Here is a 25,946-nt window from a genome sequence, read left to right on the forward strand (position 1 = left end):
CTCAGTTCTTCTCGATCCGGATCACCTGCGGCCGGCCGCTGATCACCTTGTCGCGCTGCACGGCTTGCAGCGCGCGGCGCACCGCGTCTTCCGCGGTGGCGTAAGTGATCAGGATCACCGGCACCGGAACCGACGATTTAGCGGCCTTGCCGTTGGCATCGACGCTGCGGTTCGGATGCCGCTGCACGATCGACTCGATCGAGATGTCCTGTTCGGCCAGCCGCTTGGCGATGGTCGCGGCGGTGCCGGCGTGATCGCGCGCCAACAGCCGCAAGTAATAGCCGCCTTCGTGACGCTGCATCGGCGCTTTCGCGGTCGCCTTCAGCCCGGCCACCGGCCGGCCGAACGGGACGGCACGAATACCGCGCGCCACATCGGCGATATCGGCCACCACCGCCGAGGCGGTCGCAGCAGCGCCGGCGCCGGCGCCGACCAGGGTGATCGGTGGAATGCCGTCACCATCGATCGACACCGCGTTGGTGACGCCCATCACCTGAGCGATCGACGAGGTCTTCGGCACCATGGTCGGATGCACCCGCTGCTCGATGCCCTTGGCGGTGCGGACCGCGACGCCGAGCAGCTTGACCCGGTAGCCGAGATCGTCGGCCGCGCGGAGGTCTTCCGGCGTGATCGAGCGAATGCCTTCGACGTAAACCGAACTCTCCGACACCTTGGTGCCGAATGCGAGGCTGGCCAGAATCGCCAGCTTCTGCGCGGTGTCGTGGCCGTCTATATCGAAGGTCGGATCGGCTTCGGCATAGCCGAGCCGCTGGGCGTCGGCGAGGCAGTCGTCGAACGACAGCCCCTCCTGCTCCATCCGGGTCAGGATGTAGTTACAGGTGCCGTTGAGGATGCCGTAGATGCGGTCGATGTCGGTGCCGGCCAGCCCCTCGCGCAGCGTCTTGATCACCGGGATCGCGGCGCCGACGGCGGCTTCGTAGTTCAGCGCCGCATTGTGCTTCTCGGCGAGCGACGCGAGCTTGAGGCCGTGCTTGGCGATCAGCGCCTTGTTGGCGGTGACAACGGCCTTGCCGGCAGCCAGCGCCGCCTCGATCGCCGGGCCGGCCGGATCGCCGGCGCCGCCGATCAGCTCGACGAAGCAGTCGACCTCGGGATCGGTGGCGATCGCCAGCGGGCTCTTGGCCCATTTGATGCCGGCAAGATCGAGCCCGCGCTTCTTCGCTTTAGAGCGCGCGGTGACCGCGACCACGCGCACGGGACGGCCGCAGCGAGCGGACAAGGTCCGCTCCTGCCGTTCGATGACGCGGACGACTTCGGCACCCACGGTGCCGAGACCCGCAATACCCACTCTGAGTGGCGCGACCATGACGCGCTGACCTGCTGCCGGAACCGGCGTTTCTTGGGGAAAGACCCGGAGGCCGGCGGGCGGCCTCCAATGACGGCCTATCGCTGAACCGCGAGAGGCACGACGTTGTGCAACGTTTCGACGCCGCTTTCAAGGAAGCGCCGGACGCCGCGCGCCGCCTGGCGGATGCGCTGCTCGTTTTCCACCATCGCGATGCGGACGAAGCCCTCGCCGTGCTCGCCGAAGCCGACGCCCGGCGACACCGCGACGCCGCACTTCTCCACCATCAGGGTAGCGAACTGCATCGAGCCGATCTCGCGGAAGGCCGGCGGCAGCGGCACCCAGGCGAACATCGAAGCGGACGGCGGCGGGATCTCCCAGCCGGCGCGGCCGAAGCTCTCGACCAGGATATCGCGGCGCTTCTTGTAGGTCTCGCGCATTTCCTTGATGCAGTCGTCCGGGCCGTTCAGCGCCGCGGTGGCGGCGACCTGGACCGGGGTGAAGGCGCCGTAATCGAGGTACGATTTGACCCGCGCCAGCGCCGCGATGATGCGCTCATTGCCGACCGCAAAGCCCATCCGCCAGCCGGCCATCGAGAACGTCTTCGACATCGAGGTGAATTCGACGGTGACGTCCATCGCGCCCGGCACCTGCAGCACCGACGGCGGCGGGTTGTTGTCGTCGAAATAGACCTCGGCGTAGGCCAGATCCGACAGGATCATGATCTCGTGCTTCTTCGCGAACGCCACCAGATCCTTGTAGAAGTCGAGGCTGGCCACATAGGCGGTCGGGTTCGACGGATAGCAGGCGATCAGCGCGATCGGCTTGGGGATCGAATGGATGATCGCCCGCTCGGCCGCGGCGAAGAAATCCGGGGTCGGCTCGGACGGCACCGAACGGATCACGCCGCCCGCCATCAGGAAGCCGAAAGCGTGGATCGGATAGCTCGGGTTCGGGCACAGCACCACGTCGCCGGGCGCCGTGATCGCCTGGGCGACGTTGGCGAAGCCTTCCTTGGAGCCGAGGGTCGCGACCACCTGGGTGTCGGGATTCAGCTTCACGCCGAAGCGGCGGTCGTAATAAGCGGCCTGGGCCTTGCGGAGACCGGTGATACCGCGGGAGGCGGAGTAGCGGTCGGTCCGCGGCTTGCCGAGGGTGTCCTTCAGCTTGTCCAGGACATGCTGCGGGGCCGGCAGGTCCGGATTGCCCATCCCGAGATCGATGATGTCGGCTCCGGCGTTGCGCGCGGCGGCCTTGGCCCGGTTGACCTGCTCGAACACATAAGGCGGCAAACGGCGGATGCGGTAAAATTCTTCCATGGTCCTCGACTCCGGGTAACGGTGGGATCGTTACCGCGTTCTTGATCGGAGGGGAATCCGATAAACGTGCAGCAACGCCCTGATTCGTTCGAATTTACGGCTGTTTTCGGCGAAGCTGACATGCAGCCTGCGCGCGGTCGTCACCTGCCCCGGCGGCGGGTGGTCAATGGCGGCGTCGGTCCGGCTACTTCGACGCCGCCGTTCTGGCGGCCGCGGTAGCCGCCGGCGGCGTGGTGCCGGCATTTGCATTTGCCTGGCGTTCGCGCGCCGCAATCAATTCCTGCTCGATCTTGTTGCGCTCGGCCGGGGCCAGTACGGCCTCGTCACGGTTGGCCGGCAAATCGTTCACGGCCGGAAAGGCGTCGGCTTGCTTGGCCTTGGCGGGGGCGTCGCTGCTCCCGACCAGCGGCATATCCGACAGCGAAACCGAGCAGCCGCCGAGAGCGCAGCCGGCCGCGACCAGCCCGGCCGCCACAGCAGCCCGCATGCCAAGTCGCACCCATCCACCCGTGCCTGCCACTCGCTTCACCATGCTCGCCTTCACGCGGCCCGCCTTCTCGACCGTCGCCGGCCGCAACAATCGTCGCACTCGCGGATTAGACCCTAGCTCAATTCGCCTCGAAGCGGCCAGCACCGAACAGCGACATTGACCGACCCGACCGCCTCAGTGGGATGTCAATGTGGCTAAATCAAGCGCAATTTGTCGCACTGCAGCACATCGAAATCAGCGGCGTTTCCAGAACTATGCCATCATCCGGTGGCCGCGACGACAAATCTCAGTGGAATTTTCATACTGGACTGTAGTGTTGTTTCATGACCGACAAGCTCGCTGACCCCCAGGCTACCCCGAAATTCGATCCTGACGCGTTCGCCCGGAACCTGACGCAAGCGATGGAGAGCGGCAGCCAGGCCCTCGCGACGATGATGAAGTCGCAAAACGGCGCCGTACCGCCGGACGGTCATCCGCCCCCAGGCCTGACCGAAATGGTGCGGAGCTTCTCCAGCGTCGCCAATTACTGGCTGTCCGATCAGGGCCGCGCCAACGAGCTGCAGCAGCGGCTCGGCAAGTCGTATCTCGAGCTGTGGGGCGCGGCCTCGAAGCGTCTCGCCGGCCAGCAGGCCGAACCGACGATCGCGCCCTCGCCGCGCGACAAGCGGTTCGCGGCGCCGGAATGGAAAACCAATGCGTTCTACGACTTCCTGATGCAGGCCTACCTGCTCACCACGCAATGGGCGGACGAGCTGGTGAAAAACGCGGAGATCGACCCGCACACCAAGCGCAAGGCTGCTTTCTACGTCCAGCAGCTCACCACGGCGCTGGCACCGTCCAATTTCGTGATGACCAATCCGGAACTGACGCGTCAAACGCTCGAATCCAGCGGCGACAATCTGCTGCGCGGGATGAAGATGCTGGCCGACGACATCCAGTCGGGCCGCGGCCATCTGAAGATCCGCCAATCCGACCCGGCCGGGCTCGAGGTCGGCGTCAACATGGCGGTGACCCCCGGCAAGGTGATCTTCCAGAACGAGATCATGCAGCTCATCCAGTACGAGCCCGCCACCGAGACGGTGCAGCGGACGCCGCTGCTGATCGTGCCGCCGTGGATCAACAAGTACTACATTCTCGACCTGAAGCCGGAGAAATCGTTCATCAAGTGGTGCGTCGACCAGGGCCTCACGGTGTTTGTGATCTCCTGGGTCAATCCGGACAAGAGTCTCGCCGACAAGGACTTCGCCGATTACATGAAGCTCGGCCCGCTGACCGCGATGGACGTGGTCGAGAAGGTCACCGGCGAGATGAAGGTGCACACGCTGGGCTACTGCGTCGGCGGCACCCTGCTCGCCTCGACGCTGGCCTGGCTCGCCGAGCGCCGCCGGGTGCGCGTCACCTCGGCGACCTTCCTGACCACGCAGGTCGATTTCACCCACGCCGGCGACCTGATGGTGTTCGTCGACGAGGAGCAGATTTCCGCGGTCGAACGCGAGATGAAGGTCACCGGCGTGCTCGAAGGCGCCAAGATGGCGATGGCCTTCAACATGCTGCGGCCGAACGACCTGATCTGGTCCTACGTCGTCAACAACTACCTGAAGGGCCAGCCGCCGCAGGCGTTCGACCTGCTGCACTGGAATTCCGACGCCACAAGGATGCCGGCGGCGAACCACTCCTACTACTTGCGCAACTGCTATCTCGACAACAAGCTTTCGGCCGGCACCATGGTGCTGGACAACACGGCGCTCGATCTCGCCAAGGTCAAGGTGCCGATCTACAACCTCGCCACCCGCGAGGACCACATCGCGCCGGCGGAGTCGGTGCTGTACGGCTCGCAGTTCTTCGGCGGTCCGGTGAAATTCGTGCTGTCGGGCTCCGGCCACATCGCCGGCGTCATCAATCCACCTGCGGCGAACAAGTACCAGTACTGGACCAACCCCGATATCCTCGCCGGTTCGGTCGCCAATTGGCTCAGCGGCGCCGAGGAACACAAGGGATCATGGTGGCCGGATTGGCGTGCCTGGATTGGCCAATTCGACGACGAGCAGGTCCCTGCCCGCACGATCGGCAACGAAGCCTACCCACCGCTGGAAGACGCGCCGGGCAGCTACGTCAAGGTACGGTCGTAGGAGACGTTACGGCTTCGCAGGCCTATCGCCCGACCTGCCGGGACCTGATGGTTCAGGTCCCCGACACCCAGGCCAGCAGCAGCGCGAAACCGGCGAGACCGACGGTGACGTGCGTGCCGAGTAGGACGTTGGCGCCGACCGGCGAACGCCGCGCCAGCGCGGCGATGAAGCCGGAGAAGGCCGATACGGCGAACAGACCGGCCGCAATCTTGCCGAAAGAGACGCTATCCGTCGTCGAAGCTCCATCCGGCGTGCCGTGCAGCAGCATCACGAGGGTCTCGAGCCCGCCAAAGCCGAGCAGCATGTGCAGCGCGACCAGCCCCTGCTTGCGGTCACCGCGCAGATACAACAGTCCGAGATAAAGCCCCAACGCCGTCGCCGCGCCGAGGATCACCAGCACAGGAGCTGTCGTCATGCCGCCTCCGAAACCGTTTCAATGCAACGGAGCGATTTAAGCATGACGGCGGGACCTTGAGAACAGATCCGAAAGAGCGTCGCCTGGCCGTCATTCCGGGGCGCGAGCGCAGCTCGCGAACCCGGAATCTCGACGTGCTTGTCACGGCGCCCGCCGCGCACCTTGCGGCATCTTCCTTGGCGACAACCGCGAGATTCCGGGTTCGCGCTGGCGCGCGCCCCGGAATGACGGAGACAAGCAGCAGCCGCCTACGCCACTGATTTGGCGTGGGTGAGCTGGTTGATCTTGCGGATGTGCTCCACGGCGTCCTGGGCGGCCTGGCTGTGGGTGAACAGCTCGAGCTCCTCGACCTCGTGGTCGCCGACCGGGGTGATCGCGGCGTCGGTGTAGCTCATCCGGTTGGGGGCGCTGCGGATCTTGCGGCGCAGGCCGTCGATCCAGAACCAGTGCCGGACGTTCTGCACCAGCTTGCGGGCCCCCTCGGCGATCAGCTTCGGATAGAACACCAGCGCCGGCTCGACCGGCAGCGGCGGGCGGCGGTCGAGCCGATATTTCAGCCGGATGATGCCACCCTGCAGCGGGTGCACCTTCTCGATCCGGACCATCGACGAGAACAGGAAGATCATCGACGCCAGCCGCGACACGCCGACACCGGTCGCGGCGGCGCGGCGCATCATCCGTTCGATGTGCTCGGCCGAATAGTACAGCTCCCAAGCCTTGAGATAAGCGCCCTGCCACTCCTGTCGGCTCATCTTCGGATGCGGCGTGACGACGTGCTCGATGTCGAACCGGTTGAGATCGCTGTCCATCGCCACGCCCTGATTGAACAGGCGCTGGTGATCCTCGGAGCCCGGCAACGGCGTCAGGCAGAAGAACTCGAGGATATCGAGCGGCAGCTCCTTCTGGATGATCGCAATATCTTCGGCGATGCTCTCCGGCGTGTCGTGCGGAAAGCCGAGGATGTAGCCCGCATAGGTGATCACCCCGGCCTTCTTCCAGGCCAGCAGCATCTGCCGATACTCGGTGATCTTGTTCTGACGCTTCTTCGCCGAAGCGAGATTCTGCGGGTTGATACTCTCCAATCCGAGGAATGTACGGACCACGCCCGCAGCCCGCGCCTTCTCGATGAAGCCGTCGATCTTGTGGCACAGCGTGTCGACCTGGATGACCAGCTTGATGTCTTTCTGCCCGGTCGCAGCAAATTCGCGGCGCAGCGCGGCGAGCCGGTCGAGGATCACCTCCCAGTCCTTGTTGCGGGCGAAGTTGTCGTCGGTCATGAAGAACCAGTTGACGCCCTGCGCCATGTTGGCGCGCACCAAGCGCTCGATATCGTCGGCGCTGCGGCCGCGCGACTTGCGGCCCTGCACATTGATGATGGTGCAAAACGAGCACTGATACGGACAGCCGCGGCCGGCATCGAACGAGGTCTGCAGGCTGAACGTACCCTTGAGGAACTTGCGCGGCAGCACCGGCGTCGGCGCGCCTTCCAGGCATGGCAGGTCGTTCAGGTAGTTGTAGAGCGGCTTCAGCGCGCCGCTGGCGGCGTCGCGCAGCAGCTCGTCGCATCGGCCTTCAAGCTCGCCGGCATACAGGGTGACGCCGAGGTCGAGCGCCTCCTGCAGATCGGGCTGAATTCCGGGAAGCATCGCGATGCAGCCGGAGACGTGGAAGCCGCCGATCGCCACCGGCACGCCGGCGGCCCGCAGCGGGCGGGCGATATCCATCGCGCGCGGAAACTGATTGGACTGCACCCCGACGATGAACACGAGCCCGAAGAAGTCATGGGCCCTGAACCGCTCGATGATCTGCGGCATGCGCGTTCGGGTGTTGATCTCGTCAGCAGCGGTAATGTCGATCTCAACGTCGCCCATCGCGCGGCGCTGCCGGGCGTCCTCCACCAGGCTGTAAACCACCGCGAGTGAATTGGAGGGAATGAAGGATCTGAACCACTGAATGACGTAGCCGTCGTCGTCGTAATGCGACGGTTTGATCAGTGCGATCTGGAACCGCTTCGACGGCCGCGCCGCCGGTTGCACACTCGCCATTGCCGCCCTCACCTGCTCTCGCAACCGAAAGCGACCCGCCTTCGGCCTCCCGCTTGGAGCTTGGCTCAGGTCGCCGGGCGCTGGCAAGGACGCCCGGCACAACTCACTCAATTATCACCGAGGGCTAATCTCAGACTATTACTTCCTTGGTACTAACCGTTCGCTAACTGAACAAGCGACCGGCTTGGTGAGACGCAACAGCAACACTGTGTCTCACTCTGCACAGTCGCCCCCCAGAATTGAGTGACGGTAATCCGTCACTCCGGCTTCCGTACCGTGACATGAAGGAACTGAGCAAGTTCCTGGTCGAACCCCTTGCCTTCGCTGGTCTCGATCCCGACCGACGCCCAGCTCCCAGCTTCCGCGTAACGCCCGCGAAGCCACTCCTCGGACGGGTAATTGTAGTAGCGGGCGAGCTTGTCCCGCCCCTCGCTGTCGCCGGACTTGTAGCTGGCGTAGAACAGGCCGCCGGGCTTCAGCGCCCGCCAGATCAGTTTCAGCACGTCGGCAAGCTCATCGCGCGGCACGTGCAGCAGGCAGGCGTGCGCCCAAACAGCGTCGTAAGCGTCGATCGCGTCGAGCTGATGGAACAGCATGGTGCGAACCGGCCGCCCAAGCCGGCGCGAGGCTTCCGCCGCGAGTTCCGGGGAGCCGTCGGTCGCATCCACATCGAAGCCGGCCGCGAGCATCGCTTCGGCCTGGTAGCCGGCCCCGCAGCCGAGCTCGAGGATCTTGGCGCCCGCCGGCAGTTCGCCCAGGAACTGGGTCAGCGTCGCGCTCCGCGGCTGGCGCTCGGCGTAAGCGGTGGCATTGCCGCGATAGAACCGCAGCGTGTCGTCGTCGAAAGCTTGGGTCATGTCAGGTTCCAAAAATGACGCGGCTCCCGCCCAGAGGACGGGAGCCACTCCACAGCAAAGCGGGGCCGTTAATCGACCCCGCCAGTATCAGGCAAGCCGAGCATCAGTCGCATGTTCTGCACGGCGGCACCGGAGGCGCCCTTGCCGAGATTATCGAGCCGCGCCACCAGCACCGCCTGGCGGTGCGTGTCGCTGCCGAACACGTAGAGTTCGAGCTGGTTGGTGTCGTTCAGCGCTTCCGGCTCGATCCGGCCGCCCGTGTAAGGCGCAGCATCCAGCGGCGGCACCGACACATAGGTGCTGCCGGCATAACGCTGCGCCAGCGCGGCATGCAGCTCGGCGACCGCAGGCTTGCCCGGCAGCGTGTCGAGATGCAGCGGCACCGACACCAGCATGCCCTGCCGGAAATTGCCGACCGAGGGAATGAAGATCGGACGCCGCGACAGGCCTGCGTACTTCTGGGTTTCCGGCAGATGCTTGTGGGCGAATCCGAGGCCGTACAGCTCGAACGCCGGTGCCGTACCGGCCTCATAGGCCGCGATCATGGACTTGCCGCCGCCGGAATAGCCGCTGACGGCGTTGATCGTCACCGGATAGTCGGCCGGCAGCAGGCCGGCGTCGACCAGCGGCCGCAGCAGCGCGATGCCGCCGGTCGGGTAGCAACCGGGATTGGCGACCTTCCTGGCGGCGCGGATCTTGTCGGCCTGATCCGGCGCCAGCTCGGCGAAGCCATAGACCCAGTCCGGAGCGACACGGAACGCGGTCGAAGCGTCGAGCACCTTCGGGCCCGAAGCGCCGAGGTCGTCGATCAGCGCCACCGTCTCCTTGGCGGCATCGTCCGGCAGGCACAGGATGACGAGATCGACTTCTGCCATCAGCGCCCGCTTGGCGCCGGCGTCCTTGCGCTTGTCGTCGGGTATGTCCTTGACGGTGACCTGGCCGTGGCGCGCCAGCCGCTCGCGAATGCCGAGGCCCGTGGTGCCGGCGGCGCCGTCGATGAACACCACCGGCTTGCCGCTAGCAGCCTGCGCCTGGCCTGGATTGGTGCTGTCGGTCAGGGTCATTTGAAGCTCCTTGATCAAGCGGGTTCACCGGCGAGTGCCGGGACGGTGTAATCCAGATGCGGCCGCAGCGCGACCATCTCGGCGGCGATTTCCTGCGAGCCAGCGTCGGGCTGGCGCGCCAGCGCGGCGGCGATCGCGACATGATCGGCATCGGACTTGTGCTGGTTGAGCTTGAAGCTGCCCACCACCGCATCGACCCGCATCATCACCCCGACGATCGCCTGCTTCATCGCGTTGCGCCGTCCGGCCGCCATTTTGGCTATCGTCCAAGGCGGCTTCGGCTCCAGCGCGTTCTCGAACAGGGCGCTCACGTCGTCGAGCTGCGCATCCAGTTCGGCCGCCGACATCACCGCCGCCGGCCCGCTCAGCTGCACGCTGCGATACAGCCAGGTCGGCACCTGGTCCGGCGACGCGTACCAGTCGGCCGACACATAAGCATGACCGGCGGTCACCGCCATCAGCCACGGAGTGCGGGCATCGGCGCAGCCGGCGAGCGGATTGTTGCGCGCGATGTGAAACGACAACAGCGGGGTGCCGTCGCTGGCATATTGGATCGCGAACGGCAGCGGGGAAGCAACCGGCCCAGCGGCGTCATGGGCGCAAGCGAGGCCGAAACCGCGCGCCGCCGCAAAGGCAAGGCAGGCGGACCGGTCGGGCTTGAACTGGGGTGGCGCGTACATCGGTAAAGACTCCTGGTTTGAACGGGAGCCGTCGGATCGATGCGCGTAAGGGGATTTTCGAAGCTCACCTGCCGCGGACCGTAACCGGCGGCAGGGACAACGCTGTCAGACGCGCGCGTCAACCCATGCCGCGGGAATGCGGCGGCGGGCTTTGGCGGTGGTGAGCGCGTTGAGCATGAGAGGTTTGATAAGGTCAGAACGACGGAGCGTCAAGTCGCGCGCCGGGAGCAAGACAATCCTGGAGCAAGACAATGCAGCGACCGCGGCTGCCTCAGGCCGGCCGCAACCTGAGGGACATGCCGATGCTGCCGTCCCTCAGCGCCACTGTTTCTCTTCGGCCGACCAGGCCCAGCCGGGCAGCCTTCCAGGCTTGCTGAATGCCGAGACGACATTGGCAAGAAGGCGCGAAACGTTGTTGTCGAAATTTCGATACGGTAGCGACTGACTGAAGGCGATCGACCCGGTCGAGAACACCGCGCCGTCGTTCGGAGCGGTGAAATACACCATATCGGCGCGCACGCGATAGTCGTGCGATCCGGACAGGCCCGGATAGGGATAGAGCACCTCCTCGACCACCGTCTGATAATTGTCGCTGTGCCCGCCCGAGGACGCGACGATCAGCGAGTGCGGCGGCGTGCCGAGCGTCAAGTCATAGCGATCGATCTCGATGCCGCCGGCCGCGCCCTGCGCGAGACCGAAATCACCGATGATTTCGCCTTCGATGCCCTCCATGATCCAGGACACGCGGCGATGCCAACTGTCGGGCATCCGTCGGAACGGCCGCGCAGAGTCGAACCCTTCCGAAATGAAGCCGACGCCGAACACCTTCTGGGGCGGGCGTCCGAGGTCCTTCCAGAGTCCGCTCTTCTGCCCCGTCGTCGCCAGATAGTATTCGCCGGGCCGGGCCTGCCAGGCGCGCATGCCGGAGTTCAGCTTGCGCACCTCCATGCACCAGGGATCTTCGCTGTGGTACCCGACATTCCAGTAATATCCATTGCCGCCGAGATAGACGAACCGGCCGCCGGAGGCGATGTAGTCTTCGGTGGCATCGAGAATCTGCTCGGAAACGTACTCCGGATGCGTTCCGCTCAGCACCACATTGTACGGCTTCAACGCCTCGATGCCGTCGCGATGCAAATCCTCGTCCGTCGTCACGTCGTAGTCGTAGCCCATGTGGTCGAGCCAGGCGATGATCGACAGGTCCGCCGGAAACTGCCACGTCACACCCATCGACGACATCCGGGCTTTCGGGCGCATGTTCAAGATCGGCCGTCGATAGGTGCTGTAGCAGACCCCTGCCCCATCGCCGTGATGATCGTAAAGCGACAGACCGAACTCCGCAGTCTGATACAGCTCGATGTCGACTTCCGAGAGAATTGGCGACTGGCCGGCGAGCGGTTGCATGATCTCGGCATCGAAACTGAGATGTTCATTCGCATAGGCAAGATAGCTTCCGGTCGGCACCAGGAAGAGAATCGGCGCTTTCGGCCTGACGGGGCGCACGAAAAACACGATATACTCTTCGCGCATTCCTTTCGCGTCGCCCGTTCGTAAGCGGAAGGCGTAGGCGCCGCTCCTGACGTCGGGCACCTTGATCGAGCGCGTCAGCTCCCATCTGCAATCGATGATGGCGTCGTCGTGAAACTCGATGCCACCGTACTGCTGTGGCGCGAGCCGGAAGCAGTCGTCCCGCCCCTGCCAGTTGAACCCCGTCTGCGCGCGGACCGGACGGTTGTAACCCGTCGCATGCAGACCATATGGGCCGGCATCGACCACCCGGTCGCCGATGCCGCGCTCGGTATAGCCCTGCGTGGTGTCCCAGAATGCGACCAGCCCGTCCTGCGGCGGCACCCCGCTGTCGCGGTAGCTGTCGAGCTCGGTCCGGGTCAGGACACGCTCGAACACGCCGGGACGATCGAGCTTGCCATTCAGACACTGGGTAACGAAGTCGCCGCGTAGCGTATGGTGATCCCGCGCTCCGGCGAGCAGGAATGGCAGCTCCGGCGGGTTCGCCGGACGGAAGCGCAGCGTCTCACGCACATGCGACCGGAAGTCGACGTTGGCGACCTTGCTGAGCAGTGAATTGTAACGGGTCGAGACACCTTCCTGGTATAGCGTCGCGACCCCGGTGGTGGCATCGAATGTCGCCGCGACGAAATACCAATTGTTCTTCAACACGGGCACTTCGGCGTCGAGGTAATCGACTTCGCCACCGTCGCCGAACCCGAATTCGAGAAAGCCGTCCGGATTGAGCCACAATCCGTACCCGCGATTGCCGAACGCGTCCCACCGTCCGAGCAGACACTGCCGCCGGCCGCCCCCCGGATTGTTCGGATACACGAAGGTGCAAAGGCTGAAGCTGCCGCCGAGGGCCAGACGCCGATCGGGATCGGCAACGGTCAGAAAGGATCCGACCTGGGTGAACTGCTTGCGGACTCGCCACACGCCATTCGCCTCGGAAGCGATCTCTTCCTCTCGATAGCCCGGACCAGCCGGATGAGCATCGCCGTGAATCAGCCTCACCAATTGCGCATCGACGACGTCGGTACCGTCCGCGTGCACATAGAACGAGATGTCATCGCCGGGTTTGACCGAAATCTTGTCCGCGTATCCGAATATCTTCTTCTCGGCCATGGTGGTGGGCTTCTCCGGCGACTGAACAGAACGGCTTCAGGTTTCGAGTAGATCCTGCACACGGCGCAGGAACAGCGCGTGATAGGCCTCGTCGGGCGTTTCGTAGTTGCGATCTTCGACCATGCGCGGCGCGGTGCCGCGATGCCCCGACAGCGCGACGATGCGATAGGCCTTGAATTCTTCCAGCACCATGATCGCATATTTGTCGACCTGCCCCTGGCGCCGGAAATAGATCAACAGGCGTTCGAGCGCTTCACTGTGCTGGCCGAGCGGCTTGGATTTATGCTCGGCGATCACCGCGTCGGACACCAGGCGCTTGAGAAAGTCTCGCTGCATCTTGTCGAAGCGGCGGAAATAGACCTGATCCTTGTCTTCCACCTCGGTGGCTTCTTCGGGCAACATCTCGCCTCCTTTCTCGGCTCGGGTTGATCGTCTCTCGCTCTTTTTCTTGTCGCGCCACGCCCGAAACTGAGACTTGATGCCGAAGATGCCGCCACGCAGGAACAGCACCACGCCGAGCATGATCGCGCCGATCAGCACGAAGCGTAGTGGACCGAGATCGATCAACACTCGATCGATGAAAACGACGATCAACGTGCCGGCAACCGCGCCCTCGGCGCGCCCGATGCCGCCGATCACCAGCATCGCCAGCGACAGCAGCAGCGTGTCGAACGAGAACAGGTTCGGCGAAGCGCCGCCGAAATGGGTCGCATAGAAACCGCCGATGAAGCCGAGCGCGGCGGACGAGATCAAAAACACCATGATGCGAGCGCGAATGAAATCGACGCCGCAGGCTTGTGCGAAGCCCTCCTTCTTCTCTTGGGCCATCCGCAGCAAACGGCCGAGTCGCTTGCCATCGACGAACCGATACAGGAACAGCGCAAGGATCATCACGAACAGCGCGGCGTAATAGCCGAGCAGCAGACGGTTGGTCTGCGAAAGCCCTGCCGGCAGATAGCTCGGCGCGCCGTATAGACCGCCGGTCGCCGAGCCGAACTGGCGCGACTGCACCACATAAACGCGACACAGCTCGACGACACCGAGCGTCAGCAGCGCGTAATAGAAGCCGTCAAGCCGCATCGCCGGCAGTGCGATCAGGAGACCGAAAGCGAGACCGATCAGCACCCCCGCAAGCGGCAGCAGCCACCACGGCAATCCCAGCATAATCGCCATATAGGTGGTGCCGTAAGCCGCCGCGCCGACGACCGCATAGGTTGCCAGCGAGAAGATGCCCGCGGTGCCGACCACCAGCATCCAGCACAGATTGATGGCCGCATAGATCGCGAAGACCGAGGCTGCGGACATCGCCGTGTTGAAAGAACTGGCCGGCACGAAAAGCGGCATGATCAGGAACGCCGCGAGCGCCAGTACCCACCAGATCGGCCGCTTGTCGACGATGGTCTTTTCGCGGCGCATCGTCTTGGGATTGTATTCGCCATGGATGTTCAGCACGCGCCGGCGCGTCGGCCAGTAGCGCGTCCGCGTCCACAACGCTCCGCCGTGGCCGGGCCATTTGTAGTAATAGCGCAGCCGTCCGACGAGATACATTTTCGGACGAAACCGCGTGGTCTCGTCCCAGGTCACCTGATGCGACAGAAACGGATTGGTCACGACCTCCCGCGCCGGGGTCTCCGGATGCTGGGAGTCGGTCGGATCGATCCAGATCGGAGCGGTCGTGTCGGTCATCGTCATGCCTCGCGGGCCTTGTCGAGAATTCCGGAGATGCCGCGCGGACGGATCAGGAGAACCACGATGATGAGCAGGAACTGGGTGATCAGGACGTATTGACCGCCGAGAAAGGTCAAAGTCAGCGACTCGTTCACGCCGAGCATGATCGCACCGATCACCGCACCCGGAATGCTGCCGAGGCCGCCGACCAGCGCGATGCTCAGCCCCTTGATCATCGGCGTGATGCCGCTGAACGGCGCGACGTAGTAGGTCTGAGCCAGCAGCACAGCCGCCAACCCCGCGAGCGATCCGGTCAGCGCCATCACATAGATGCTGGTTCGGCGGACGCCGATGCCGACGATCGACGCCGCATGCGGGTTCATCATCATCGCGCGGATTTCGAGACCGCGGCGGCTGGAGCGCATCCAGAGCAGGATCAGAGTGAGCAGCAGGATCGCCGACAGCGACGCCCCGAGCTTGTCGGACGTCACCACGACGCCGAGGATATCGGCGTTCCAGCTGCCGAACAGCCGCGGCAGAGACTTGGCCCGTGGGCCGAACCACCACAGCAGGATCTGGTTGCCGACCAGGCTGATGGCGAGCGTCGCGATCAGCGCGCGCAGCGGAAAATTCGGCTTGTCGTGGATCGGAATGAAGGCGAGCAGGCAGACGATGAGTCCGCCGATCGCACCGGTCAGAATTCCCGCGATCATCACGACCACCGGAAACGGGCCGATATACACGCTCGCCAGCCACGCACCGTAGCCGGACAGCGCGAAGATGAATCCGTAGGCCATGTTGACGAGACCCAGGCTCGACCAGGTGACGGAAATGCCGATCGCCAGGGTGCCGTAGATGCAGGTCAGCGTGATCGCATTGGTGACGATGAAGCCCCAGTTCATCGGTTGCGCTCCATCGACAGGGTCTTAGACGCCGAAGCCTCGCCCTTCAGCTTGCCGGCATGCATTCCAATGATGCGGTCGACGCTGCCTTCGAGCAGCGCGACGTTCTGCTCGGCGATGACCATCGCCGAGCCGCCGAGTTCGACCGCCATCAAGGCCTCGACGACCGAGCGCCCGATCTTCGGGGCGAGCCCGAGCGACGGCTCGTCGACGAGAAACAATTCGGCATCGGACATCAGGCCACGACCGATCGACACCATCCGGCGTTCGCCACCCGACAGGCGGCCGACCGGCGTCTTCATCAGCTTCTCCAGCGGCGGAAAAATCTGCAGGATGCGCTTCTTGCGCAGCGCGCGTTCGGCCCAGGCCCGCTTGGTGAAGGCGCCGCTGTCGAGATGCTCCTCCACCGTCAGGCCGTGAAAGATCTCGTCGCCTTGCGGGATCAGCGCCAGGCCGCGCCGAACGATCAGATGCGTGTAACGTCCGGGCCCCTGGCTGCGGGTGCGACCGACCTCGTAGCCGTTGAGCTTAATCGAGCCGCGCTGCCAGCCTGTCAGCCCTGCGATCGCCTGAAACAAGGTCGACTTGCCGTGCCCGTTGAGGCCGACGAGGCCGATCCGCTCGCCGGCGAACACCGTGAGGTCGAGGTCGTGGATCACCCGCATCGGTCCCCACCCCGCGGACAGTCCTTGGACATCGAGCACAGCCGGGCGGGTCGAGACGGTTTCGGGGGCAGCCATCAGTGCAACCCTCCGCCTGCTTCCGTCTCGAAATACGCCGCCTTCACCCGTGGATTTTCCAGGATCTCCGAGAGCAGCCCCTCGGCGATCGTCTCGCCGGCATCCATCACCAGCACACGATCGGCGATCGTATCGAGCAGCTCCATTCGATGCTCGATCAGCACGATCGCGATGTTGAGCTCCTTCGCCAGCACTCGCATGATGTCGTCGAGTTCGTCGATCTCGGAGTTGATCAACCCCGCCGCCGGCTCGTCCATCAACAGCACCGATGGCCGCCGCATCAACAGGCAGGTCATCAGCAGCTTGCGTCGGTTGAGAGTGTCGAGCCGATCCGCCATCGTCCCGCCGGGGGTCCGAAAGCCGACCAGCCCCGCGCCCCATTCGGCATCATCCGGCGTCAGATATGGCCGATAGGCCTGGCGAGCAGCTTTCAAAACCTGTGCGACGGTCATGTCTTCCGGCACGATCGGCGTTTGGTAGGTCCGGCCGATGCCGAGCCGGGCCCTTTGATGCAACGGCAGACCGGTGACGTCCCGACCGTCATAGGTCACCGTGCCGCTCTTCGGCGAAATTCGGCCGGACAGCACCTCGAACAAGCTGGTCTTGCCCGCACCGTTAGGTCCGATGATCCCCATCACCTCGCCCGGCTTCACGTCGAGGGAGATCTCACGCAGGATCGACCGGCCACCGAGATCGAGCGCGATCCGGTCACAGGAGAAGATCGGCGACGGCGTCATCGTTATCGCCCAGGCATCACCACCACGGCGCTTTCTGGAGCTTGTTCTCGACGAGAACGTCCGGATAGATGATCTTGTGCTCGTTGTTCTGGACCTGGAAGAACAGCTGGGCCATGCCCTTCTCGAGGTCGGCAGCGCCGATCGCGTCGCCCGTGTCCGGATAGTGCGCGCACTCCTGGTACGGATTATCCATGCTCATGAAGCCGCAAACGCCACGATACGAGTTCTTGCGGATCCAGTCGCTCACGCCCTTGAAGTTCGACGGATCACCGACCGCCTCCCATGCCGCCTTGAGATAGTAGGTCGTGTCGTAGCCGTTGCCGGTGTAGCAAAGCCCCATGATGCCGGGAAAACGTTTCTTGTACTTGGCCCGGAACGCCTTGCCCTTGTCGTCGGCATAGACGCCGAGCACGGTGCTCCAGACGAAGCCTTCGGCGGCGGGGCCGGCCAGTTCCAAAAACTCCGGCTGCGACGGTCCGTATTGCAGATAGACCAGCGCCCCCTTCAGCGGATCGGCACTGTACTGCTTGACGAAGGCCGCATATTCGGCCGCCACCCAGTGGTCGATCATCACCGCGCCGGCGCCGATCTTCTTGATCTCCTGAATCACCGGCCCCCAATCCTGGACCGGGTATTGGATGTCCGTGATACCCGCCAGCTTGAACTCACTCTTGGGCAGCGAGGCCTGCAGCGCCTTGGAGATCGTCTGGTTGTAGGCGATCTGCTCCTGGACGATATGAACGCCGTTATTCAGAGGCTTCCATGTGCCCTGGTCCTTCATTGCCTTGAGAAACACCGGGAATGTGTGACCATAATGCACTTCGGACGGGTCGGTCTGAAATACGTGCGAGTATTTGTCCGGCTGCTTGACGACCAAGTCGGTCATATTGCGCTGCGTCAGTCCCCACAGCAGCGGCGCCTTGTAGCGCGCCGAGACGTCCGCGACCGGGATCGGCGTGAATACGAAGGCGCAGGACATCGCATGCACCTTGGCGTCGATCAGTTTGTTGATTGCAACCTGACCGCTTTCCGGGGACAGCGGATCGATGTCGACCACGACCGGTTTGACCTGACGCCCGAGCACACCGCCGGCGGCGTTGATTTCCTCAAGCGCCAGCGTAGTTCCATTGAGATAGTCCTGGTGATCAGCAACCCCAGCTTGCGCAGTTTGGGCCGTCGGAACGCCGAGCAGGATCGGGTCGGCCGAGGCGGCGCGCGTCACGCTGGCGACGAAAGGGGCTGGAAACGCAGCAGCAGCCGTGCCGGCTGACGCAAGTTGAAGCAGTTTGCGACGCGAGACCTTGCCGACCATAAGACCTCTCCTGACAAGCGTCCCCCTCGGAGGAGCGCTGTTTCAACAACGAGGGCATCTTAGGTGACTGATCGGAGTTAGGTCTTTCACTGCAGGGTACTGTCTCTGCAAGATCAGTGCACTGCTAATACAAGAGCGCTCGGAGCCGCCGATGATCGGCATACTTCTTGCCTGAGACAGGTCTGCACGTTCCGGCGAGGTCACCGCGATGAGTCAGAGGAACCACTACTCGACCGCCTCCCTATCCGCGGCGGACAGCATCGCCGCATGGCGCCAGGCGATGGCGGAGGTCTACTATCGACTTGATATCCAGGCCCGGCAGGACGATCGCGTTGTCGGCGAACTGATCGACGTGCAATTCGCGGCAATGGGGGTGTCCAACTTCAGGGCGGATGCCCAACGGGTGATCAGGCGCAAGGAGTCGGCCAAAATCGACCAGTCCGAAGACTTCGTATTCCTGTTTCCGACCCGGAAAGCCCTGCAATTCGAGCAACGGGGGCGCTCGGGTCTCGCCATGCCCGGTGCTGTCTTTCTCCTCAACTCCGCTGAAGACTACGTCGTCGACGTGCCCGACGGCTCCGAGAACATCACGATCAAGATCGACCGCGAACTGCTGATCGATCGTGTCAAAGGCATCGACGGTCTTTGCGCGACGATGAATATCGGGAACTCAAAACTCGTCCCGGTCGTCGCAACCCTGGGCACGCAACTTCTGAGCCTTCCACCCGGCGAGCACGCCGACAGGTTGCAGCAGTCGGTCATCGATCTGATTTGCCTGATGCTCGACTTGCGGGAGGAGCCGCAGGACGGCGCGTTCATCCGGCAGCGGCTGGCTTCCTCGTTGTTCAGCCGGATCGATCACTATCTCCAGCACAACCTGAAGGATCACGAGCTCACCCCGGATCAAGCGGCGCGTGAGCACAAGATCTCGGTCCGCTACCTGCACAAGATCTTTCACTATCACGGCACGTCGTTCGGGCAGCGGTTACTTGAACTCCGGCTGCAGCGCGCCCGCCAACTGATCGTTCGGCACGGCGGGGCCAACCACGTCAACCTCGGCCAGGTCGCCTACGAGTGCGGCTTCACCAGCCAATCTTACTTTTCGACCTGTTACCGCCGACGCTTTGGTCTGACGCCGCGTCAATCCGGACAGCTTGTCACGACTGGCGAGAACGTCGCGCAAGCCGAACGGATCGACATCAGGCCCCTCGACGACGACGCCGAGTGAGCAACGAGATCTCGCCCAGAGAGCGCCACACACCGGCGGCGCCGTCCATACAAGCTCTGCTTGCAAACACTTCATCGAGAGTGTATCTCCCCGCGCACTGGTCGGCAGTTCACCAAGGCGTCGCTGTCCCGCAAGGGGAGCTAAACCTGCCTGTTTTCCTGATCGGCTGACACTTGTCCCGTGCCGCCGTCGTAAGTCAGCGACCAACGACATTCATCGTTCGGCACGATCGAGGATGAGGTCATGACCAGAACTGCTTTCCCCTTCGCCACCCAGGATGTGTCCGCGCTGGCGCGTGCGCTCAACCGCGAGCTCGACGCCCAGGGCCACAAGCTCGGCCATGTCGAGATGCTGAACCTGCTGGCACGCTCGGCCGGCTATCGCAACTTCCAGCATTTTCGCGCCCAGTTCGACGCCGAGGACATGCTGCAACGCCAGCCCGAACCGGAGCCGGCGCCCGATCTGCAGAAGGTCGCGCAGGCGACGCGCTACTTCGATACGACCGGCGTGCTGACGCGGTGGCCGAAGAAGGCCAGCCATCGCCTGCTGTGCCTGTGGGTGATGTGGTCGCGGGTGCCGGCGGGCGGCGAGCTCAGCGAGAAACAGCTCAACGAGCTGCTGCTCGGCCATCACGGCTTCGGCGATCACGCGCTGCTGCGCCGCATGATGTGCGACACCGGCCTGATGACCCGCACCCGCGACGGCCGGGTGTATCGCCGGGTCGAGCAGAAGCCGCCGCCGGAAGCCGTGGCGCTGATCCGCCACCTCGCCCCGCGGCTCGCGGCCTGAGCCCTGATTATCGAGGCGCCCCCGGATCGGCGCCCACAGGCTCCGCGACAAAGCAATCCAGCTCTCAGAATTGAGCCCTGGATTGCTTCGCTGCGCTCGCAATAACGGGACGCCGGAGTATCGGGGACGGTCTCAGATGACCGGGCTCCACGGCGTCGGCACCAGCCGGTAGCCGTCGGCGGTCTTTTCGACGTGCCCCATCGCCGGGAACGGGAAGTGGAAGCCCTGCACCCGCATCTTCTCGGCGGCGAGCATGTCGTAGGTCTTGCGGCGGGTGGTCTCCGCCATCGCCGGATCCTGATCGAACATCAGGTGCCAGCCCGGATGGGTGACGAACAGCGCCGGCAGATTGGTGACGTCGGACTGGATGAACACCTTGTCCGATCCGGACGACAGCACGAACGAGGTGTGGCCCGGGGTGTGACCGCGGGTCTCGACCGCCAGCAGACCGGGCGCGACGTCCTTGCCCCACTCGTAGGGCGTGACCTTCTTGTTCAGCCCGGTGTCGAACACTTTTCGCGCGGTCTGGAACACGCTCTGCATCCGGCCCGACGGCGCGCGGCTCATCTCGCCGTCGTCCATGAAGTACTTCCACTCGGCGGCGGGCACCAGCACCTCGGCGTTCGGGAACGCCGGCTTGCCGGACGCATCGAGCAGGCCGTTGATGTGGTCGCCGTGGAAATGCGAGATCACCACCAGGTCGACCGCCTTCGGATCGAACCCGGCCGCGGCCATGTTGCCGGCGAACTGCCCGACATTGCCCTTGCTCGACGCGAACGCGCCGGGACCGTTGCCGGTGTCGACCACCACCAGCTTGCCGCCGGTGTTGATCACCAGCGGCGCGAACTGGATCGAAACCTTGTCCTTCGGCAGAAACGAGGCTTCCAGCGCTTCGCTGACCTCCTCCTTCATGACGTTGGTGACGAAGCCGTCGGACAGCGGGAACGTGTTGATGCCATCGGAGATCACGTTCACCTGGGCGTCGCCGACCCGGTAGCGGTAGTAACTCGGCGCCTGCTTGTCGGCGACCGGCGCCGCGGCATGGGCGGGCGCATTGCGCAACAGCGGTGCCGCCGCGAGCGCGGCAGTCGCAGTGAGGGCGTGACGTCGGGTCAGATCCATGGCGTGTCCTCGCTGGTGATTTGGGGTGCAGTCTAAGCGGCAACTCATGGCGCGTTTCATGGCGCGATCACGTCATGACGTGCATTTGATCGGGATCGTCAGACCGACCGTAGCATCCAGCCGAGCCCGATCGACAGGCCGTCGCCGAACAGCAGCAGCACCGCCGACCAGACCAGCGCCGACACCACATTGGCGATCTGGAACGACCAGAACGGCATCTCGAAAATGCCGGCCGCCAGCGGCACCGAGGCGCGCAGCGGCCCGAAGAACCGGCCGATGAAGATGCTGGGAACGCCCCATTTGCGGACGAAGTCCTCGCCGCGCGCCAGTAGCCCAGGGTATTTCGACAGCGGCCAGATCCGGGTGACGTTGTCCTTGTAGCGGTAGCCGAACCAATACGACACCCAATCGCCGAGCGCGGCGCCGACGCCGCCGGCGATCCACACCGGCCAGAAGCTGACGCCGGACACGCCGATCAACGCGCCGATCGCAACCAGCGCGCCCCATGCCGGGATCAGCAGCGAGATGAACGCAAGCGACTCCCCGAACGCCAGGATCAGGACGACGGGTGCGGCCCACGCCTGATGCTGGCGCACGAACTCGGCGATGTCGTGGATATAGGCTTCCATTGTCTTTCAGGTGGCCGCCATCCCCCGACGCGGCCTTCATAGGGCTGTCGCAATAGCACGGACCATGGCGGGTCCAACATGCGACACGCCTTCCCGACCAGACCCGCGTGGCCGCAATGCGGCCGGCCGGCGCGACCTCACGCCTCAGCGCAGAAGATTGATCCGGCACAAGCCATTGCCGGTATTAAGGTATCCCGCGACGCAGGGTCACGCGGCGCGTCGGCTCTATTCAACCCTGCCGGAGGAGCCTATATGGCCTCACGGTGGTCAGTCGGCACCGGCTTGGGGGGTGCAAATTCTCGTGCATCCGCCCGGCCCCCCGCCCCTGTCGGCGCCTGCGCCGGCCGGGGCTCGCCCCAGCGTCACACCCGTAGCCCTTCCATGGCATAGTGCAACACAGCGATTCGCACGGCCTCGGCCGTTCGCACGACATCAGAACAGACTCCAGGACTCATGGCCAAGGCATTGAAGGCAAGCTCGAAATCGAAATCCGGCAACGACCTGTTCGAAGGCGCGCCGAAGTCTGCCGCGCCCAAGACCCCGGCCAAGCCGAGCGGCGCCGAGGACGGTTATACCGCCGCCGACATCGAGGTTCTGGAGGGGCTGGAGCCGGTCCGGCGCCGGCCCGGCATGTATATCGGCGGCACCGATGAGAAGGCGCTGCACCACCTGTTCGCCGAGGTGATCGACAACTCGATGGACGAAGCGCTGGCCGGCCACGCGACCTTCATCGAGGTCGAGCTGTCGGCCGACGGCTTCCTCACCGTCTCCGATAACGGACGCGGTATTCCCATTGATCCGCATCCGAAATTTCCGAAGAAGTCGGCGCTCGAAGTGATCATGTGCACGCTGCACGCCGGCGGCAAGTTCGACAGCAAGGTGTACGAGACCTCGGGCGGTCTGCACGGCGTCGGCGTCAGCGTCGTCAATGCGTTGTCGTCTCGTCTTGAAGTTGAAGTGGCGCGAGGCCAGCAGCTCCACCGCATGGTGTTCGAGCGCGGCCATCCCAAGGGCAAGCTGGAAAACCTCGGCAAGGTCAACAACCGCCGCGGCACCCGGGTGCGCTTCAAGCCTGACACCGACATCTTCGGCGCCAAGGCGTCGTTCAAGCCGCAGCGTCTGTTCAAGATGGCGCGGTCGAAGGCGTATCTGTTCGGCGGCGTGAAGATCCGATGGAAGTGCGACCCCGAACTGCTGAAGGGCATCGAGGACGTTCCGGCCGAGGATGAATTCCATTTTCCAGGCGGCCTGAAGGACTTCCTTGGCGCGGCGATCCACAACGACACGCTGGTGCACCCGGACATCTTCGCGGGCAAATCCGGTCGCAACGGCGCGCACGGTGCGTGCGAATGGGCGGTGGCCTGGACCGCCGATGCCGATGGCTTCCTGTCGTCGTACTGCAACACCGTGCCGACGCCCGACGGCGGCACTCACGAGTCCGGCCTGCGCAGCGCCCTGCTCCGCGGCCTGAAGGACCACGCCGAGCGCGCCGGCCAAGGCAAGCGCGCCTCCTCGATCACGTCCGAGGACGTGATGGTCGGCGCCGCGATCATGCTCAGCGTGTTCGTCCGCGAACCCGAGTTCCAGGGCCAGACCAAGGACCGCCTCGCCACCGCCGAGGCGCAGAAGATCGTCGAGCAGGCGATCAAGGATCCGTTCGACCACTGGCTGTCCGGCAATCCGGTGCAGGCCAACAAGCTGCTCGACTTCGTCATCGAGCGCGCCGAGGAGCGGCTGCGCCGCCGCCAGGAAAAGGAAATCTCGCGCAAGACCGCGGTCAAGAAGCTGCGGCTGCCGGGCAAGCTCGCCGACTGCACCTCGACCGCTGCCGAAGGCTCCGAACTGTTCATCGTCGAAGGCGACTCGGCCGGCGGCAGCGCCAAGCAGGCGCGCGACCGCAAGACCCAAGCTGTGCTTCCCTTGCGCGGCAAGATCCTCAACGTCGCCTCCGCCGGCAAGGACAAGGTGGTGGCGAACGCCCAGCTGTCCGATCTGATCCAGGCGCTCGGCGCCGGCACCGGGGTGAACTACCGCGAGGAAGACCTGCGCTATTCGCGCATCATCATCATGACCGACGCCGACGTCGACGGCGCCCACATCGCCTCGCTGCTGATCACCTTCTTCTATCGGCAGATGCCGAAGCTGATCGACGAGGGCCACCTCTATCTTGCCGTGCCGCCGCTGTACCGCCTGACCCACGGCGCCAAGACGGTGTACGCCCGCGACGACGCCCACAAGGAAGAGCTGCTGAAGAAGGAATTCAACGCCAACGCCAAGGTCGATGTCGGCCGCTTCAAAGGCCTCGGCGAGATGATGCCGGCGCAGCTCAAAGAGACCACGATGGATCCGGCCAAGCGCACGATGCTGCGCGTCGTGCTGCTCGCCGACGACCGCGACGGCACCGCCAATTCGGTCGAGCGGCTGATGGGCACCAAGGCCGAAGCCCGCTTCGCCTTCATCTCAGAAAAGGCCGAATTCGCCAGCGAGGAGATGCTGGACGTGTAAGGAAACGATCGGTCAGGCGGCGTCCGCCGGCCGCACCTGACGGTCGATCTCCGCGCCCTTGTCACGCTCGATGACGGCGATGTCGTACTGGCTCTGCAGATCGAGCCAGAACTGCGGAGCATTTCCGAAATAACGCCCCAGCCGCACCGCGGTATCCGCAGTAATCGACCGACGACCGTTGAGAATGTCGGTGATCCGTCCAGACGGAACGCCTATGTCCAGCGCCAGCCGGTTGGCGCTGAGTTTCCGCGCCGCCAGTTCTCGCTTCAGCAGCCGGCCGGGATGGGAAACAGGAGCCATGGTCGTCCTCTTTTCACCCTTTGTGATAGTCGACGATCTCGACTTCGAACGCATCACCTTTGCGAAACTCGAAACAAATCCGCCACCGGTCGTTGACCGTCATCGCCCATTGGTTCCTGCGCACGCCCTTGAGTTTGTGTAATCCTACGCTCTGTAGAGGACTGAGATCTTGCAGCGACTTGGCGGCATTCAAAGCCAGCAACAGATCGATCGCGGCCTCGACATCAAGGGCGCGGAATTGGTCGAACCGGCTGCCGTCCCATAACTTCCGGGTGGCAGCATTGCGCCATGACCGGATCATGGCAAATTCATACTACGGCAAACGGCGAACCTCAAGCCGCTCGGCTTGAGCGGTTGGCGAAGATGCGGCAGGCTCCCTGATCTTTTGCCTTCGCAACCTTGACGGCGCGGCGGCGTTTGCAGCGACTGCCGGAGACCGCTGATGAAACCACACGCGCTGATCGCCGCCGCTATCACCCTCGTCCTGACCTGGCCCACGCCCAGCCGCGCTCGCTCGACTGGCAGCGTTACAAAGTCGCCGCCGGCTCGGCGGCCGCCGACGTGCCGCGCGCGATCTCACCGTGCAGGCGGTGCCCAATCCCGACGGCGCCTCCCCGGCCGCGTTCCTGGCGGCGCGCAACCCGCCATCGGGCATCATCTATCGCCGCGTCACCCCGCGGTTCTTCGCGTTGTCGAGCATCCGCAACGGCCGCATCTGTTACAACCGCTGCAACCGCGGCCGTGCCGTGATGAATTGCGTGCTGATCAAATATCCGGCCGCCGAGAAGCGCAAATGGGACAGCCGCTCGCTTAGCGGCTAGCGCTGCCCGATCCTCGCCGGGCTTGAACGGGCGCGCAAAAAGATGCCTAATTGGCTCATGCGCACACTTTTTCTCGTTATCGGCGTCATCGCCCTTCTCGTGGGCCTGGTCTGGACCGGCCAGGGCGCCGGCCTGATTCAGTGGCCGGCCCAGAGTTTCATGATCAACCAGTCGCAGTGGATGTGGTACGGCGCCTCGACTGCGTTCGGCGGGCTATTGCTGATCTTCGTTTCGCGACGGTCGTAGCCGCCGGA

23 protein-coding genes and 1 pseudogene are annotated in these 25,946 nt (G+C 64.3%); 6 read left to right on the top strand and 18 right to left on the bottom strand.

Going from position 1 to position 25,946, the window contains the following annotated elements:
- Position 1: 1 nt before the first annotated feature.
- The 3 genes from DY468_RS03540 to DY468_RS03550 all read right to left on the bottom strand — a co-directional run bounded on the left by DY468_RS03540 (position 2) and on the right by DY468_RS03550 (position 3,205).
- Positions 2–1,327: a homoserine dehydrogenase gene (locus DY468_RS03540; RefSeq protein WP_164602454.1), complete on the bottom strand. Its 1,326-nt coding sequence runs from the start codon at positions 1,325–1,327 to the stop codon at positions 2–4.
- 77 nt (positions 1,328–1,404) lie between these two features.
- Positions 1,405–2,625, bottom strand: coding sequence for an LL-diaminopimelate aminotransferase (locus DY468_RS03545; RefSeq protein ID WP_164602456.1), 1,221 nt, complete (start codon positions 2,623–2,625; stop codon positions 1,405–1,407).
- A 184-nt stretch (positions 2,626–2,809) separates the two neighbouring features.
- On the bottom strand, positions 2,810–3,205 hold the full coding sequence (locus DY468_RS03550) for a hypothetical protein (RefSeq protein ID WP_246700871.1): 396 nt from the start codon (positions 3,203–3,205) through the stop codon (positions 2,810–2,812).
- Positions 3,206–3,438: 233 nt separating this feature from the next.
- Here DY468_RS03550 and DY468_RS03555 point away from each other — a divergent pair, with 233 nt between their 5' ends.
- The gene (locus DY468_RS03555; protein WP_164602457.1) at positions 3,439–5,244 is read left to right on the top strand and encodes a PHA/PHB synthase family protein; all 1,806 of its coding nucleotides are present in this window, start codon (positions 3,439–3,441) and stop codon (positions 5,242–5,244) included.
- A 52-nt stretch (positions 5,245–5,296) separates the two neighbouring features.
- On the opposite strand, the gene DY468_RS03560 is transcribed toward DY468_RS03555, so the two are convergent.
- The 11 genes from DY468_RS03560 to DY468_RS03610 form a co-directional block, all read right to left on the bottom strand.
- Positions 5,297–5,659, bottom strand: coding sequence for a hypothetical protein (locus tag DY468_RS03560; protein WP_164602458.1), 363 nt, complete (start codon positions 5,657–5,659; stop codon positions 5,297–5,299).
- 248 nt (positions 5,660–5,907) lie between these two features.
- Positions 5,908–7,704, bottom strand: coding sequence for a B12-binding domain-containing radical SAM protein (locus DY468_RS03565; RefSeq protein WP_164602459.1), 1,797 nt, complete (start codon positions 7,702–7,704; stop codon positions 5,908–5,910).
- 257 nt (positions 7,705–7,961) lie between these two features.
- The gene (locus DY468_RS03570; RefSeq protein WP_164602460.1) at positions 7,962–8,561 is read right to left on the bottom strand and encodes a class I SAM-dependent methyltransferase; all 600 of its coding nucleotides are present in this window, start codon (positions 8,559–8,561) and stop codon (positions 7,962–7,964) included.
- A 68-nt stretch (positions 8,562–8,629) separates the two neighbouring features.
- The gene (argC, locus tag DY468_RS03575) at positions 8,630–9,625 is read right to left on the bottom strand and encodes an N-acetyl-gamma-glutamyl-phosphate reductase (protein WP_164602461.1); all 996 of its coding nucleotides are present in this window, start codon (positions 9,623–9,625) and stop codon (positions 8,630–8,632) included.
- 14 nt (positions 9,626–9,639) lie between these two features.
- Positions 9,640–10,305: an FMN-binding negative transcriptional regulator gene (locus DY468_RS03580; protein WP_164602462.1), complete on the bottom strand. Its 666-nt coding sequence runs from the start codon at positions 10,303–10,305 to the stop codon at positions 9,640–9,642.
- 315 nt (positions 10,306–10,620) lie between these two features.
- A complete protein-coding gene (locus DY468_RS03585) occupies positions 10,621–12,939 on the bottom strand; it encodes a N,N-dimethylformamidase beta subunit family domain-containing protein (RefSeq protein WP_164602463.1) in 2,319 nt (772 codons plus the stop codon).
- 36 nt (positions 12,940–12,975) lie between these two features.
- A complete protein-coding gene (locus DY468_RS03590) occupies positions 12,976–14,625 on the bottom strand; it encodes a branched-chain amino acid ABC transporter permease (RefSeq protein ID WP_164602465.1) in 1,650 nt (549 codons plus the stop codon).
- Positions 14,626–14,627: 2 nt separating this feature from the next.
- Entirely contained in the window at positions 14,628–15,509 is an 882-nt protein-coding gene (locus tag DY468_RS03595; RefSeq protein WP_164602467.1) for a branched-chain amino acid ABC transporter permease, read from the bottom strand.
- Complete coding sequence (locus DY468_RS03600) at positions 15,506–16,249, bottom strand: ABC transporter ATP-binding protein (RefSeq protein WP_164602468.1); 744 nt, start codon at positions 16,247–16,249, stop codon at positions 15,506–15,508. The genes DY468_RS03595 and DY468_RS03600 overlap by 4 nt, the downstream gene beginning before the upstream one ends.
- Entirely contained in the window at positions 16,249–16,986 is a 738-nt protein-coding gene (locus tag DY468_RS03605; RefSeq protein WP_164602469.1) for an ABC transporter ATP-binding protein, read from the bottom strand. Before DY468_RS03605 ends, DY468_RS03600 begins: the two co-directional genes overlap by 1 nt.
- Positions 16,987–17,002: 16 nt before the next feature.
- Complete coding sequence (locus tag DY468_RS03610) at positions 17,003–18,298, bottom strand: ABC transporter substrate-binding protein (protein ID WP_164602470.1); 1,296 nt, start codon at positions 18,296–18,298, stop codon at positions 17,003–17,005.
- A 208-nt stretch (positions 18,299–18,506) separates the two neighbouring features.
- Between DY468_RS03610 and DY468_RS03615 the strand changes: the two genes are divergently transcribed.
- Both DY468_RS03615 and DY468_RS03620 read left to right on the top strand, forming a co-directional pair.
- On the top strand, positions 18,507–19,526 hold the full coding sequence (locus DY468_RS03615) for an AraC family transcriptional regulator (protein WP_164602471.1): 1,020 nt from the start codon (positions 18,507–18,509) through the stop codon (positions 19,524–19,526).
- Between the two features lie 243 nt (positions 19,527–19,769).
- Positions 19,770–20,315 carry a DUF2087 domain-containing protein gene (locus DY468_RS03620; RefSeq protein WP_164602472.1) on the top strand — a complete coding sequence of 182 codons (546 nt, stop codon included), beginning with the start codon at positions 19,770–19,772 and terminating at the stop codon, positions 20,313–20,315.
- 132 nt (positions 20,316–20,447) lie between these two features.
- Here DY468_RS03620 and DY468_RS03625 read toward each other — a convergent pair whose 3' ends face one another.
- Together DY468_RS03625 and DY468_RS03630 are read right to left on the bottom strand one after the other, a co-directional pair.
- Positions 20,448–21,437 (bottom strand): MBL fold metallo-hydrolase, encoded by a 990-nt coding sequence (locus DY468_RS03625; RefSeq protein WP_164602473.1) that lies wholly within the window; start codon positions 21,435–21,437, stop codon positions 20,448–20,450.
- Positions 21,438–21,535: 98 nt separating this feature from the next.
- Positions 21,536–22,066, bottom strand: coding sequence for a DedA family protein (locus DY468_RS03630; RefSeq protein ID WP_164602474.1), 531 nt, complete (start codon positions 22,064–22,066; stop codon positions 21,536–21,538).
- Between the two features lie 453 nt (positions 22,067–22,519).
- Between DY468_RS03630 and parE the strand changes: the two genes are divergently transcribed.
- Entirely contained in the window at positions 22,520–24,571 is a 2,052-nt protein-coding gene (gene parE, locus DY468_RS03635; protein ID WP_164602476.1) for a DNA topoisomerase IV subunit B, read from the top strand.
- 12 nt (positions 24,572–24,583) lie between these two features.
- Here parE and DY468_RS03640 read toward each other — a convergent pair whose 3' ends face one another.
- Complete coding sequence (locus DY468_RS03640) at positions 24,584–24,871, bottom strand: HigA family addiction module antitoxin (protein ID WP_012495962.1); 288 nt, start codon at positions 24,869–24,871, stop codon at positions 24,584–24,586.
- 13 nt (positions 24,872–24,884) lie between these two features.
- Positions 24,885–25,172 (bottom strand): type II toxin-antitoxin system RelE/ParE family toxin, encoded by a 288-nt coding sequence (locus DY468_RS03645; protein WP_164602478.1) that lies wholly within the window; start codon positions 25,170–25,172, stop codon positions 24,885–24,887.
- A 271-nt stretch (positions 25,173–25,443) separates the two neighbouring features.
- On the opposite strand from DY468_RS03645, the pseudogene DY468_RS03650 reads away from it, so the two are divergent.
- Both DY468_RS03650 and DY468_RS03655 read left to right on the top strand, forming a co-directional pair.
- A pseudogene (locus DY468_RS03650) lies at positions 25,444–25,692 on the top strand (hypothetical protein); the annotation flags it as partial.
- 57 nt (positions 25,693–25,749) lie between these two features.
- Positions 25,750–25,938: a hypothetical protein gene (locus DY468_RS03655; RefSeq protein WP_164602480.1), complete on the top strand. Its 189-nt coding sequence runs from the start codon at positions 25,750–25,752 to the stop codon at positions 25,936–25,938.
- The last annotated feature ends 8 nt before the right edge of the window (positions 25,939–25,946 follow it).

The sequence above is a fragment of the Rhodopseudomonas sp. BR0M22 genome (assembly GCF_010907035.1).
GTDB lineage: Bacteria > Pseudomonadota > Alphaproteobacteria > Rhizobiales > Xanthobacteraceae > Rhodopseudomonas.

What these genes read in the sequence shown, in the direction of transcription:
- DY468_RS03540 (WP_164602454.1), bottom strand. Translation starts at nt 1,327, where the DNA reads ATGGTCGCGCCACTCAGAGTGGGTATTGCGGGTCTCGGCACCGTGGGT.
- DY468_RS03545 (WP_164602456.1), bottom strand. Translation starts at nt 2,625, where the DNA reads ATGGAAGAATTTTACCGCATCCGCCGTTTGCCGCCTTATGTGTTCGAG.
- DY468_RS03555 (WP_164602457.1), top strand. Translation starts at nt 3,439, where the DNA reads ATGACCGACAAGCTCGCTGACCCCCAGGCTACCCCGAAATTCGATCCT.
- DY468_RS03560 (WP_164602458.1), bottom strand. Translation starts at nt 5,659, where the DNA reads ATGACGACAGCTCCTGTGCTGGTGATCCTCGGCGCGGCGACGGCGTTG.
- DY468_RS03565 (WP_164602459.1), bottom strand. Translation starts at nt 7,704, where the DNA reads ATGGCGAGTGTGCAACCGGCGGCGCGGCCGTCGAAGCGGTTCCAGATC.
- DY468_RS03570 (WP_164602460.1), bottom strand. Translation starts at nt 8,561, where the DNA reads ATGACCCAAGCTTTCGACGACGACACGCTGCGGTTCTATCGCGGCAAT.
- argC (WP_164602461.1), bottom strand. Translation starts at nt 9,625, where the DNA reads ATGACCCTGACCGACAGCACCAATCCAGGCCAGGCGCAGGCTGCTAGC.
- DY468_RS03580 (WP_164602462.1), bottom strand. Translation starts at nt 10,305, where the DNA reads ATGTACGCGCCACCCCAGTTCAAGCCCGACCGGTCCGCCTGCCTTGCC.
- DY468_RS03585 (WP_164602463.1), bottom strand. Translation starts at nt 12,939, where the DNA reads ATGGCCGAGAAGAAGATATTCGGATACGCGGACAAGATTTCGGTCAAA.
- DY468_RS03590 (WP_164602465.1), bottom strand. Translation starts at nt 14,625, where the DNA reads ATGACCGACACGACCGCTCCGATCTGGATCGATCCGACCGACTCCCAG.
- DY468_RS03595 (WP_164602467.1), bottom strand. Translation starts at nt 15,509, where the DNA reads ATGAACTGGGGCTTCATCGTCACCAATGCGATCACGCTGACCTGCATC.
- DY468_RS03600 (WP_164602468.1), bottom strand. Translation starts at nt 16,249, where the DNA reads ATGGCTGCCCCCGAAACCGTCTCGACCCGCCCGGCTGTGCTCGATGTC.
- DY468_RS03605 (WP_164602469.1), bottom strand. Translation starts at nt 16,986, where the DNA reads ATGACGCCGTCGCCGATCTTCTCCTGTGACCGGATCGCGCTCGATCTC.
- DY468_RS03610 (WP_164602470.1), bottom strand. Translation starts at nt 18,298, where the DNA reads ATGGTCGGCAAGGTCTCGCGTCGCAAACTGCTTCAACTTGCGTCAGCC.
- DY468_RS03615 (WP_164602471.1), top strand. Translation starts at nt 18,507, where the DNA reads ATGAGTCAGAGGAACCACTACTCGACCGCCTCCCTATCCGCGGCGGAC.
- DY468_RS03620 (WP_164602472.1), top strand. Translation starts at nt 19,770, where the DNA reads ATGACCAGAACTGCTTTCCCCTTCGCCACCCAGGATGTGTCCGCGCTG.
- DY468_RS03625 (WP_164602473.1), bottom strand. Translation starts at nt 21,437, where the DNA reads ATGGATCTGACCCGACGTCACGCCCTCACTGCGACTGCCGCGCTCGCG.
- DY468_RS03630 (WP_164602474.1), bottom strand. Translation starts at nt 22,066, where the DNA reads ATGGAAGCCTATATCCACGACATCGCCGAGTTCGTGCGCCAGCATCAG.
- parE (WP_164602476.1), top strand. Translation starts at nt 22,520, where the DNA reads ATGGCCAAGGCATTGAAGGCAAGCTCGAAATCGAAATCCGGCAACGAC.
- DY468_RS03640 (WP_012495962.1), bottom strand. Translation starts at nt 24,871, where the DNA reads ATGGCTCCTGTTTCCCATCCCGGCCGGCTGCTGAAGCGAGAACTGGCG.
- DY468_RS03645 (WP_164602478.1), bottom strand. Translation starts at nt 25,172, where the DNA reads ATGATCCGGTCATGGCGCAATGCTGCCACCCGGAAGTTATGGGACGGC.
- DY468_RS03655 (WP_164602480.1), top strand. Translation starts at nt 25,750, where the DNA reads ATGCGCACACTTTTTCTCGTTATCGGCGTCATCGCCCTTCTCGTGGGC.